General features: G+C 38.2%; 12 protein-coding genes. 10 read left to right on the forward strand and 2 right to left on the reverse strand.

From position 1 onward, the window contains the following. Positions 1-124 precede the first annotated feature (124 nt). The gene (locus CWS20_RS21830; protein ID WP_066196905.1) at positions 125-727 is read left to right on the forward strand and encodes an RsfA family transcriptional regulator; all 603 of its coding nucleotides are present in this window, start codon (positions 125-127) and stop codon (positions 725-727) included. Positions 728-1003: 276 nt separating this feature from the next. Here CWS20_RS21830 and CWS20_RS21835 read toward each other — a convergent pair whose 3' ends face one another. Further along, the gene (locus CWS20_RS21835; protein WP_066196907.1) at positions 1004-1489 is read right to left on the reverse strand and encodes an N-acetyltransferase; all 486 of its coding nucleotides are present in this window, start codon (positions 1487-1489) and stop codon (positions 1004-1006) included. 306 nt (positions 1490-1795) lie between these two features. Between CWS20_RS21835 and CWS20_RS21840 the strand changes: the two genes are divergently transcribed. From CWS20_RS21840 to CWS20_RS21880, 9 genes are all read left to right on the forward strand, one after another. Then, on the forward strand, positions 1796-3139 hold the full coding sequence (locus CWS20_RS21840) for an acetyl-CoA carboxylase biotin carboxylase subunit (protein ID WP_066196909.1): 1344 nt from the start codon (positions 1796-1798) through the stop codon (positions 3137-3139). 16 nt (positions 3140-3155) lie between these two features. Beyond that, positions 3156-3368, forward strand: a complete 213-nt coding sequence (locus tag CWS20_RS21845) for an acetyl-CoA carboxylase biotin carboxyl carrier protein subunit (RefSeq protein ID WP_066196911.1) — start codon at positions 3156-3158, stop codon at positions 3366-3368. Positions 3369-3381: 13 nt separating this feature from the next. After that, positions 3382-4923, forward strand: coding sequence for an acyl-CoA carboxylase subunit beta (locus tag CWS20_RS21850; protein ID WP_066196915.1), 1542 nt, complete (start codon positions 3382-3384; stop codon positions 4921-4923). Between the two features lie 203 nt (positions 4924-5126). Beyond that, positions 5127-6020: a 2-dehydropantoate 2-reductase gene (locus CWS20_RS21855; protein WP_066196916.1), complete on the forward strand. Its 894-nt coding sequence runs from the start codon at positions 5127-5129 to the stop codon at positions 6018-6020. Next, entirely contained in the window at positions 6020-6421 is a 402-nt protein-coding gene (locus CWS20_RS21860) for a DUF3397 domain-containing protein (protein ID WP_066196917.1), read from the forward strand. The genes CWS20_RS21855 and CWS20_RS21860 overlap by 1 nt, the downstream gene beginning before the upstream one ends. A 108-nt stretch (positions 6422-6529) precedes the next feature. Continuing rightward, a complete protein-coding gene (bshC, locus tag CWS20_RS21865; RefSeq protein ID WP_066196919.1) occupies positions 6530-8164 on the forward strand; it encodes a bacillithiol biosynthesis cysteine-adding enzyme BshC in 1635 nt (544 codons plus the stop codon). A 157-nt stretch (positions 8165-8321) separates the two neighbouring features. Beyond that, positions 8322-8714: a MerR family transcriptional regulator gene (locus CWS20_RS21870; protein ID WP_066196921.1), complete on the forward strand. Its 393-nt coding sequence runs from the start codon at positions 8322-8324 to the stop codon at positions 8712-8714. Then, complete coding sequence (locus CWS20_RS21875) at positions 8707-10212, forward strand: class I adenylate-forming enzyme family protein (RefSeq protein ID WP_066196923.1); 1506 nt, start codon at positions 8707-8709, stop codon at positions 10210-10212. Before CWS20_RS21870 ends, CWS20_RS21875 begins: the two co-directional genes overlap by 8 nt. Then, positions 10209-11885 carry an acyl-CoA dehydrogenase family protein gene (locus CWS20_RS21880; protein ID WP_066196925.1) on the forward strand — a complete coding sequence of 559 codons (1677 nt, stop codon included), beginning with the start codon at positions 10209-10211 and terminating at the stop codon, positions 11883-11885. The genes CWS20_RS21875 and CWS20_RS21880 overlap by 4 nt, the downstream gene beginning before the upstream one ends. Before the next feature lie 487 nt (positions 11886-12372). Here CWS20_RS21880 and tlp read toward each other — a convergent pair whose 3' ends face one another. Continuing rightward, positions 12373-12600: a small acid-soluble spore protein Tlp gene (gene tlp / locus CWS20_RS21885; RefSeq protein ID WP_066196927.1), complete on the reverse strand. Its 228-nt coding sequence runs from the start codon at positions 12598-12600 to the stop codon at positions 12373-12375. Positions 12601-12727: the final 127 nt, after the last annotated feature.

Consider the following 12727-nt stretch of genomic DNA (forward strand, 5'->3'; position numbering starts at 1 on the left):
ATGCCCGGTTTTTCTTAAAAGCCTCAAAAATACTTCTAAAAGAATTATATTCTCATGCATATATCAGTCTATCTTTTCTAGTAGAAGCATAAGATGAAATAAAAACAGTAGGAGGGGTTTGAGAATGTCTGCAACACGTCAGGATGCATGGTCCCAAGATGAAGATTTATTGCTTGCTGAAGTAGTACTCCGCCATATTCGCGAAGGCGGCACACAGCTGCTTGCGTTTGAGGAGGTTGGAAGACAGCTGTCTAGAACAGCGGCAGCTTGCGGTTTTAGATGGAATTCATATGTAAGAAAACAATATAAAACTGGGATAGAGTTAGCAAAAAAACAGCGAAAAGAATTAAAGAAACAGACAAAAACGGTTAAAAGTGAAATGAATGAGTTTATAAATGACCATGCTCAGGCAATGAAAAGGGCTGAGGAAAAGGCGGGGCCGTCTGAAGTGAATTTACCAGAGCTTGACGAAATACTTAGAAATATAAAAGCCTTATACGAAAAAGCGGAGCATGCAGGCGGAAGCCAAAAGGATCTGACGATTTATGAGGAGCGCATTCAGCAGTTGGAAAAGCAGACCTACTACTTGGCTGCGGAAAATGAGAAGCTCATTAATGAAATTCAGTCTATCGAACAGGATTATAAAGCGCTGGTAGAAATAATGGAGAGAGCAAGAAAGATGGTGGTACTTAAGGGAGATGATCGCCAGAGAAATGTCAAGGTTTAAATTGAGTGTTTGTGCAAATAAGCCTTGAAGCTAACACTAGCTTGTCTAGGTTAGCTAAATAACTGATAGAGGATGTTCATAGTCGAATATTAGACTATTTGAACAGCCTCTTTTTAGTACCAAAAGTATTGCTCCAAAGGGTAGTGAATGATCAAGTGTGTGGACAATGGTAGAGAAGCTAGTTTCTTTCATATTTTTGCATTGAAAAAGGCAATACAATAGCCGAAACAGCCGACTGAATGCATTGCCTTGTTGAATGAATTACTTTTATTATCTTTAAGCCTTTTTGTCACTACCTTGCTCTGTAACCCCGTTTGGAAACCAAACGACTGGGTTTTCTCCTAGATCACGGTCCATATCATATTGAATGGATGAAAAGCCCATTTTCGTCCAAAAGTCTTTTGATTTAATGCGCGGATTTGTTTTAATCGGTAGTCCAAATTCCTTGGCGAATTGCACTAATGCAGTTCCATATCCTTTTGATTGGAAATCTGGAAGAACTTCCACTTTCCATAATTCTAAGTAATCTTGAGGTGGCTCAAAATAACGATTAAACTTCGCATCAACTTGATATAGATTCATCCGAGCAACTAGGTTGTCTCCAAAATAAATACCGTAAAATGGAGATTCGCTCCCGTTTTCAATGATGTTTGCTTCAAGGTCTTCAATCATTGAGAGCTCTTGAACGCCGTATTCTTTAAACTTTTTAAAATCTTCTAGGGTTTTGTAATTTACTTTTAATCTTTCTATCTTATAACTCATTTAAATAATCCCCCTAAGATGTTTGTTAATAATTTTTTTGACGCATTCAGTCAATATACACTTGAATACGCTTACTATAATCCTATTATATAACAATATTACGAAAATTTCTTTACTTTGCAGCAATTCTATTTGAAAAGTTCACTTCATTTGTCAACACTATAAATTTAGTAAGCGTTTTCAAATAAAAAGAGGAAAAAAGCAGAACATTGTAGAAATAAACAATATTACGAATAAAACAGCATACGTTTGCTTTATTTGTATAATGCTTTGCCTACCTATCTAACTTCGAAAGGAGACCAAAATGTGCAAAAAATACTTATAGCAAATAGAGGAGAGATTGCTTTAAGAATTATTAAAACATGTCAAAAGATGGGCATAGAAACAGTTGCAGTCTATTCAGAAGCCGATAAAGACATGCCATTTGTAACAGAAGCTACAGCTTCATACAACATTGGTGCAGCACCGGTAAGTCAATCGTATTTAAATATTGAAGCCATATTAAATGTTGCAAGGAAAGAAAAGGTGGATGCCATTCATCCAGGTTACGGTTTTCTATCTGAAAATGCAGAGTTTGCACAAACGGTTGAAGATGAAGGGATTAAATATATTGGCCCTGATCCCGAGACAATTAAGCTAATGGGTGACAAGATTTTATCTAGAAAAACGATGGCTACTGCAGGCGTTCCTGTTGTCCCTGGCAGCAATGAAGGCATAAAGACGCTGGAAGAAGCGTGCAGGTTAGCAGAAACAATGGAATACCCGGTGATGCTAAAGGCAAGCAGCGGCGGTGGCGGCATCGGCATGGTGCGCTGTGAAAATGAGCAAGCGCTCATTAAAGCGTATGAACCAACAAGAGCAAGGGCAAAAGCATATTTTGGTTCAGATGAGGTTTTTGTTGAAAAGTTCATAAGTGATGCTCGTCATATTGAGGTGCAAATTTTTGGTGATCACCACGGAAATAGAGTGACACTGTTTGAACGGGATTGTTCTATTCAAAGGCGTCACCAAAAAGTGATTGAAGAATCTCCATCACCATTCCTTTCCGATACTACGAAAAACTTAATGTTTCAAACTGCCCTTGCAGCGGCAGAAGCAGTTCAATATAAGAATGCTGGCACAATTGAGTTTATTGTGGATGAGCATGAAAACTTTTATTTTCTAGAAATGAATACGCGTTTACAGGTGGAACATCCAGTTACCGAAGAAATTACCGGCATTGATTTAGTAAAATGGCAAATCCTTGTTGCAAATGGAGAGAAGCTTCCATTAGGACAGGAGAGCATTCAATCTTCCGGGCATGCGATTGAATTTAGATTATATGCGGAGAACCCAAAAACCTTTTTACCTTCTCCAGGGAAAATAGAAGTTCTGGATTGGGATAAAGGAGAAGGTGTACGGGTGGATTACGGTTATGTTTCCAACTCGGTTGTCACGCCTTATTATGATCCAATGATTGCTAAATGTATTATTTACGGGGCTTCAAGAGATGAAGCAATTGGACGAGCTAAGCTGTTTTTTGCCAACCTCAAAATTGAAGGCATTCGGACGAATGCGCCATTATTTATTGAAGTTCTTAAAGAAGAAGATTTTTTAAAGGGAAGATATACGACGAATTTTCTTACAAATAAAACTTTCGCAGTTAACTAAAAGGAGGAAATAGATAATGAAAGAAATTAGTGCATCAATGGCAGGGACTGTATTAAATGTAATGGTTGCAGCTGGTGAAGAAGTGACAGCTGGACAGGAAGTGTTCATGCTTGAATCAATGAAAATGGAAATACCGATTGAAAGTAATGAGAGCGGCAAAGTGGCAGAGCTTAAAGTAAACATTGGCGATTTTGTAAACGAAGGCGATATCTTACTAGTTCTTGAATAATAGGAGGGTTATAATGACATCTGTTAAGACTTTAACTGAAAGTTTGCGTGATAAACGAAATGAAATTGAGGCAGGCGGTGCGCCGAAGTATCATGAAAAACTGGCGGAACAAAATAAGCTATTTGCCAGAAAGCGGCTTGAGCTCTTACTGGATGATGGTTACTATGAGGAAGATGGAAAATTTGCGAACTGTGCCGAAAGCGATTTGCCGGCAGATGGAGTGATAACTGCCATTGGAAAAATAGGCGGGCAGACAGTTTGTGTGATGGCAAATGATTCAACAGTTAAGGCGGGCTCATGGGGAGCAAGAACCGTCGAAAAAATCATACGCATTCAAGAAACAGCTGAAAATTTAAAAGTTCCGCTTCTTTATCTTGTGGATTCTGCAGGGGCTCGAATCACTGATCAGTTAGATATGTTCCCGAATCGAAGGGGAGCAGGCCGAATCTTTCATAATCAAGTAAAATTATCAGGTGTTATTCCGCAAATATGCTTATTATTTGGACCATCCGCAGCCGGCGGTGCCTATATCCCTGCCTTTTGCGATATTGTTATTATGGTTGATCAAAATGCTTCCATGTATTTAGGGTCTCCAAGGATGGCAGAGAAGGTAATTGGTGAAAAAGTAACCTTAGAAGAAATGGGCGGAGCCCGTATGCATTGCACGATAAGCGGTTGTGGAGACTTGCTTGCATACAGTGAAGAAGAAGCGATTGAAGCAGCAAAAGCATACCTTGGCTATTTTCCAGCTAATTTTGATGAAAAGCCGAAGGTTATTGATGCTGTTAAGCCGAAAGCAGGGAAAGAGCTTGAAGTGATTATCCCGAAAAATCAAAATGCGCCTTTTGATATGTATGAATGCATTGATGCGATTATTGATGAAGACAGCTTCTTTGAGATTAAAAAGCTTTTTGCAGCAGAAATCATCACAGGCTTGGCACGAATTGATGGGCGTCCGGTAGGTATTATTGCCAACCAGCCAAAAATCAAGGGCGGTGTTTTATTTGTAGATTCCGCAGATAAAGCAGCAAAATTCATTTCACTTTGTGATGCTTTTCATATTCCATTACTATTTTTGGCAGACGTACCTGGCTTCATGATTGGGACAAAGGTGGAACGTGCAGGAATCATTCGTCATGGGGCGAAGCTAATTGCAGCAATGAGTTCTGCTACGGTGCCAAAAATTTCAGTTATTGTTCGCAAAGCATATGGTGCAGGTCTCTATGCTATGGCTGGTCCGGCATTTGAACCTGATTGCTGTATTGCCTTACCTACAGCGCAAATAGCAGTAATGGGCCCAGAAGCAGCGGTCAATGCGGTTTATTCAAATAAAATAAATGCGATTGAAGATGTGAAAGAAAGGCTTGCATTTGTACAGGAAAAACAGCAAGAATACAAAGAGACAATTGATATTTATAAGTTAGCATCAGAATTAATCATTGATGATATTATCGCACCTGATGAATTAAGGAACGCACTTATTAGCAGGTTCAAGCTATATGAAACAAAGAAAATTTCAGCTCCAGCGAGAAAACATCCTGTGAATCCAGTTTAGAACAGGCACCTTCAATCCAGTAGAGGATATCAAAAGATATCCTCTATTGTTGTTTTCCTAAAAAGCAGTTGACATAAAATAGAAGGAAAATCCGAACGCAGTGTTGAATTAATTCAAAATAAAAATAAAACTGCATTCATTATTCATCCACATAAAAATTCTGTTAAAATAATACTAAATACATTTGAAAAGAAGCTGGTTATATGAAGATAGGGATTATTGGCGGAGGGTCTATTGGCCTGCTTTTTGCGCATTATCTAAATAATAACAATGATGTGTCTGTCTATGTACGAACTCAAGATCAGGCAGAAATGCTAGCATCGGAAGGGTTGGTGCTTCAAAAAGACGGTGTAAGCAGCTGTAACCCGATTAACGCTTATACGATTGATCAATGGTCAGGAAGTGAGGAATTAACAATTATAGCTGTTAAACAATACCATTTATCAACGCTTAAACACCTCTTTAAGAAAAATATAAAAACTTCCTTTTTATTTCTCCAAAACGGCATGGGGCATTTGAAGCTGTTAGATGATATAAATGAAATTACAATTTTGCTCGGAGTAGTCGAGCATGGTGCATTAAAAGTGAATGGAAATAAAGTGATACATACAGGTGCAGGAATCACGAAAATTGCTGATTTTAAAGGGAAACAACAATCATTAATCCAGAGAATTATAGCTTCTTCAACCGAAGATTTTCCCTTCGATTATGTCAGTGACTATTATTCCATGCTATCGCAGAAGCTATTGGCAAATGCAGTTATTAATCCGATAACAGCTGTTTTAAAGGTTACAAATGGTGAGCTAATCCATAATAATTTTTATTTTCAAGTGGTAAAGCAAATGGTCAAGGAGTTAACGCTTGTATTGCAATTAGAAAATGACGGCAGTGCACTTGCATATGTGGAATCCATTTGTGAAAAAACTTCTGAAAACCGCTCATCTATGCTAAAGGATATTGAGGAGGGGCGTCCTACTGAAGTAGATGCTATTTTAGGCTATGTATTAACAGTTGCAAATGAAAATCGGCTGGAAATTCCAATAACAGAAGGATTTTATCAATTAATTAAAGGGTTAGAATTAAAGGGGGCTAAATAGTGGGAACGTTTTTTGCATCCATAGTGGCAACGTTCATTACCTTGCCTATTCTGGGGTATTTGCTTGTTTTTATTATTACAAAGCAAGTGACAAAACAGCATAAACGATCAGTAAGGGTTGCATTGGATGTGAGCACTTTCCTCTTGATTATCTCCGTTCATTACTTAATTTTATCCATCTGGAACAAGTCCTTTTTATGGATTATCTTAGTATTGTTGCTTATTTCAGCAGTCGTTTATGTTACGATGTATTGGAAAGTGAAGCAAGAGATTGATTTTTTGCGTGTGTTTAAAGGGTATTGGCGGGCAAACTTCCTTTTATTCTTCACTGCCTATATTGTGCTGATTGTTATCGGCATTTTTCATCGGGTTAGTTATTTAGTTTCATTGTCATCGCTGTAGATTCATTATGATTTTTTTAGCTAATAAGCAAAGTTTTTTTCTTTTCTATTCTGACAATGCTATACTCATATGGATACTGGAAAATGTGTTTAGAAAGGAAGTTCATAGATGGAGATTTTGAATCTCTCATTACCGGCCACGAACCGGTTTGCAACAGAGTACATTGCGCAAACAGAAGATATTCAGCGTTTTTTTCATTACCGCTATAATCATGCTGCAGATTTTCAGTCCCGCCTCATGGAGTTACGTCACCGCTCCTATATGAGAGAAGACTTGACTGCTTATATAAAGCAATTTATGGCGAAGTTTCCGACTTCAACTGAAGTGGAGGAGTCCTTGGAAAAGCTTAAACGTGATGATAGTGTAGTAGTCATCGGCGGTCAGCAGGCAGGAATTATGACGGGTCCTCTATATTCGATACATAAAGTAATATCAATTATTTCACTTGCAAAGCAAAAGGAAAAAGAGCTGAATATACCGGTTGTTCCTATATTTTGGATTGCAGGCGAGGATCATGATTATCAAGAAGTCAATCACGTCTATGTAAGAAAAAACAATCGCATGGAAAAAATGGTCTATCCTGAGAAGGTCTATGAGAAAAAAATGGTGTCTAATATCGAAATTAATCATGAAATATGCTTGAAATGGGCTGAAAGCATCGTTGAAGCATTTGGAGAAACAAAATTTACTAACGAATTGTTAGAATTTATTCATGAAGCAATTAATCGTTCGAACACTTATGTAGATTTCTTCGGCTATATTATGATGAGGTTGTTTAAAGATGATGGACTGCTGCTGGTAGATTCCGGTGATAAAAATTTTCGTAAGCTTGAAAAGGAAATACTTAAAAAGCAAATCAATGCTTCTGTAGAAATTACGAAATCGGTATTAGAAGCGCAGGAGAATTTAAGTGACAATGGCTTTTCCAAAATGATTGAAATCGGAGAGCATGCTGCTAATCTCTTTTATTATGATGAGGTGCATAAAGAGCGAATGCTGCTTGATTATCATGAGGAAACAAAGACGTTCACTGATAAAGATGGCCATCTTTCATTTAAAGTCGCTGAACTGCTAACGATTGCAGAAAACGAGCCGGAGAAGCTGAGCAACAATGTGGTTACTAGACCGTTAACGCAAGAATGGCTGTTTCCAACACTTGCATTTATCGCAGGTCCTGGTGAAATCGCCTATTGGGCCGAACTGAAAGAAGTGTTTAACCGCTTTAGCATGAAAATGCCTCCTCTTGTTCCAAGGTTGAATTTCACGATTGTTGAACGCGCGGTCGACTCTGATATGAGTGAGCTAGGTTTAGATTTAACGAGCACACTGATTCACGGAACAGAAGAAAAGAAACAAATGTTTTTAAATTCCATTAGAAATAGTGAAAGAGATGAAATTTTTAATCGTATGAGAGAAAAGCTTGAAGCGGAATATCAACTGCTTGAAGCCAATACTGTTAAGGAGGACAAAGGGCTCCTTCCACTGCTTGAAAAAAATAAAGCTATTTTATTTAATCATATACAATTCATGAGTGAAAAATTTGATCAAACAGCACAGCAAAAGCATGAGACCATTATTTCTAAATTTACACGCATTGAGAGCTCACTTAAACCGAACGGCTCTCCGCAGGAACGTGTATGGAACGGTCTGTACTATTTAAACCTATATGGGATGGAATTTTATTCGCAACTTCTTGAACATAGTTGGAGCTTTGATGGAACCCACAAAGTAATAAAAATATAAATGAATCGAAGGTAATATCCTCTTTTGGGATATTACCTTTTTTTATAAAAGATAGTAATCTAAAATGAATAAGTAGAATTTTAAGAAAATGAATGAAAAACTATTGAAGTTGACGTTAACGTCAATTGTATACTTACAAATAAGGAGGTGCTAAAAGCTGAAAACGATTAGTGAGGTAGCAGTCGAATTTGATGTATCGACGAGAACGATACGCTATTACGAGGAGCTTGGGTTAATTCATTCAACGCGGACAGAGGGAAACCGCCGCATATACGCAAAGAAAGAATGCGCGAAATTGAAACTAATCTTTCGCGGGAAGCGTTTCGGCTTTTCATTAGATGAAATAAAAGAGATGGTATTGCTATTTGATAGGGACCGAACAGGTGTTGCTCAATTAGAAAGAACCATCAGTTATGGAGACAGGCGCATAAAACAAATTGATGCAACCATTCAAGAGCTAAATGAAATGAGAGAAGAGCTAGTCTCATTAAGAGAGAGTTTTGCAGTGAAGCTTGAAAAAATTGCAGAAGAGAGGAATTATGATGAATAGTTCACAATTAGTGGCGCGTAATGCAAGAAAGTATCCAAAGTCTGAAGCAATTATTAGTCCTGAAGGCAGCCTAACCTATATAGAGCTGGATGAAAAGGTAAATCAGCTAGCTCATGGATTAGTGATGTCCGGCATCACAAAAGGGGATAGAGTTTGTCTGTTCATGCCTAATACACCTGAATTTATTATTAGCTATTTTGCAATCCAGAGAATTGGTGCAATTGTTGTGCCTGTAAATGCAAAATTTACACACGATGAAGTTCAATATATTATTAATCATTCAGAGGCCAAAGGGCTGATTGCACATGAAATGGTGTTCTCTGCCGTCGAGAAAATTTTCAAGGTTGCCCTTAAAATTAAAACCGGTAAAAAGGCAGAGGGCTGGCTTAGCTTTGAAAGCTACTTTGAATTATCTTCTCCAGAAGAGATTGTTTGTACTCTTACTGAAGATAATCATAGTACGATTTTATATACATCAGGTACAACCGGAGACCCTAAAGGGGTGCTATTTAGCTACCGCAATATTATGACAGTTGCTCAAATGATAGCAGTGGAGCTGGAAGTAAAACCAAATAGTAAATTGTTAATTATGATGCCGCTTACACATTCAGCGCCGCTTCATTTGTTTTTAATGTCAGCGATGGTTGTCGGAGCATCTGTGGTGATTACGCCAACATTTACTCCAGAGCTTCTTTTGAAAGCGGTTTCTTCTAATCTGGCCACCCATTTTTTTGGTGCCCCTGTGGCCTATTTGTTAACCGCATCCCACCCTGAACTGAAAAATTATGATTTATCGTCAATGAAATGGTGGGTGTACGGTGGAGCACCACTATCAAAGGAACAAGTAAACTATATATCTAAGCAATTTTCCACCGATCGTCTGACAAGTGTATATGGCCTGACAGAAGCTGGTCCTAGTGGAGCAATTATGCTGCCGGAAGAACATGGCGAAAAAACAGGAAGTATTGGCTATCGAGCACCGCTTCACACGGAGTTGCGAATTGTAGATGAAACTGGGAATGATGTTTCACAAGGGGAAGTGGGGGAAATTGTTTTACGAGGTGAAGGGAATATGGTTTCCTATTATAAAAATGAAGAGTTAACAAAGGAAGCTTTTATTGGTGAGTGGTTGAAAACCGGTGACCTTGCAATACGAGATGAAACTGGCTATATATGGATCGTTGACCGCAAAAAAGATGTGATTATTTCAGGTGGAGTAAATATTTATCCGAAAGAAATTGAAGATTTAATGGTTAAATTTGAATCAATTCAAGAGGCCGCAGTGGTAGGTGTGCGGCATTTAGAATGGGGTGAAACACCGACTGCCTTTTTCTCAGCAGATGATAAGGTAGAAATTGAAGATTTGAAAAGCTTTTTAATGAAGCATTTAGCAAAATATAAAATTCCGCGTGTTTTCGAGCAGGTTGAGATGCTTCCAAGAAACGCCTCAGGAAAAATATTAAAGAGAGCATTAAAAGAGGGAGTGTCGCAAGTATGAAAGTATTAAAGAATTCGCTTAAAAAGAGTGAATATTCAACTAATTTTTTTACTAATGATGATACATTACTAAAAATTTTAAAAGAGAAACTGCCACAGGAATTTTATGAATATGCTGTTGAAAGGCTAACAACGTATGGTGAAAAATGTGCAGGGGAAATTGACGAGCGGGCAAAGTATACGGATCGAGAAGGACAGCCTGTTTTAAAACAATATGACAAATATGGTGAAGAGATCTATGAGGTTTGGGTGAACAGTGGATACGAACAAACTGTTAAAGAATCTTACGGAACTGGTATGGTTGGATATGTGCATAAGGAGATTCCTGAACTGAAGGAAAAAGGCAATTACCTTTATAGCTATTCTTTAGGATATCTAGTGTCTCAGACAGAACCAGGTTTTTATTGCCCGGTTACGTTGTCAATGGCAACCGCCTATTTATTGGAGCATTATGGAGATAACGACGTAAAGGAGCGCTTTTTACCTCATGTTTGTGCAACTGGCGATATTGAGCTATATGAAGGCGCAACCTTCCTTACAGAACGGCAAGGCGGTTCAGATGTCGGAGCCAATGCTGTGAAAGCAGTAAAGAATGGAAACCATTATCGCCTTTACGGTGAAAAATACTTTGCCTCTAATGCCGGTAAATGCGGTGTCGCAATGGTTTTAGCCCGAAAAGAGGGAGCGCCTGAAGGTACAAGGGGCCTAACCTTATTTGCTGTTCCGTGGAACAAAGAAGATGGTAGACCTAATCACCTTCGCGTTCGCCGGTTAAAGGATAAATTAGGCGTAAGAGCGGTACCGTCAGGAGAAGTGGAATTTCAAGGCAGTGTCGCTTATGGAGTAGGAGATGAATCTAGAGGGTTTTACTATATGATGGAAGCATTGAATTTATCGAGAATATGCAATGCAGTAGCCTCAATCGGCATTATGAAACGTGCTTATGAAGAAGCAAGGCAATATGCTGAAGCAAGACATGCATTTGGGGAAAGCCTGCTGCAATTGCCAATGATTAGAAAAACTTTGGCACAGTTAAAAGCTAAGCTTGAAGTAGAGGTAGCTACTGTATTTGATTTAATTCATTTATATGACAAAGTAGTGGCAGGAGAAGCAAGTGAAACCGAGGTGGTACTTCATCGACTCTATATTGCACTATTGAAAAAGGAAACAGCTGAAATGGCGATCCATTTTGCCCATGAAGCGATAGAAATGCATGGTGGCAATGGTTATATTGAGGATTTTGTTACACCGAGATTATTAAGAGATGCCCAAGTTTTGACTGTTTGGGAAGGAACAGCGAATATTTTGGGTCAAGAATTAATTCGTTTAGTTAATAAGTTTTCAGCTCAACAAATATTTATCAATGAAATGGTGGACCGTTTATCAATATTAGAGAAAACCGATAATGTTTTCGCTGTAGAAAAAGAACTGGAAAGGATAGCAGAGCAATTACAGCAGTTTTCAAACGCTGAGTCAATAACACAGCAAGTAGAAGCTAAACCGCTGATGCAGAAGATGGCTTATTTATATGAGAGCATCGTTGCTCTTGAATGGGCGCAAAAATATAAAGGCAAATATGAAAGTTTGGCAGATATTTATATAGAGACTACATGGAAAACAAATCAATTTGCACAAAGCCAAAAAGCAGTAGAATTAGCAGGAGATGTTTTATAATTTTGGAAGGTGTCCGCTCGAAACCTGCGGGAGTAACGAGACAGTCGGGACATTATAGACGTGCTCGACGCTTGCCCCGCTCAGGAAGCGAGCGGTAAGCCTCGGAACACATGAAGCTTGTTTGAGGGGAATAAAAGCTAGTTATTCGGCGGCTGAGAGCGGTAGAAACAAGCTACTGGCGGAATAAACACGATTTATTCTGCAAAATAGATAGCCAGAGGCAAGATAGAGCGGAATAAGCACGATTTATGCAGAATAGAGAGTCAGAAGGAAGCTAGAGTGGAACAACCACGATTTATTCCCCTGAAGAAGTAGATTGAAACTCGCTTCAGAGGAACAAACACTAATTATTCGCAGAAACTAATCGATTGTCACTAATACACTTTGAAAGTGTATTTTTTTTGTTAACTCAAATATAAAACACCTTTCACAGCCGTTAATAATTGCATGAAAGGCTCTGGTAAAATAATCAAACGAATAAATGAATTTATTCGTGGCTTTGGCTTTCATCTTTAATCTCAGATTGAAATGATTCGATGCTTTGTTTTCTACGCTCATTTTTTGCTTTAATTTGGCTTTGCTCCGTTTCTGATGCAAACTCTAAAGAATTCTCAGCCTTTTCGATATTTTCTTCTGTATTCTTAATCATTGATTTTAGCTTGCCTACATTATCTGTACGATCATCTGGGTTTGGTTTGTTATCAAATGTCATCATTATTCTCCTTTATAATCAATTTTCACCTCAATATTTTGTGAGAAATCCTCATTTTTATACAGTGCTTTAAAAAATGAATCGTTCGACCTTCTTTTTTCGAGGTTTCAGTGCCACTTAAAGACAAAAT

Source organism: Cytobacillus horneckiae (genome assembly GCF_002835735.1).
Taxonomy (GTDB): Bacteria; Bacillota; Bacilli; order Bacillales; family Cytobacillaceae; genus Cytobacillus; species Cytobacillus horneckiae.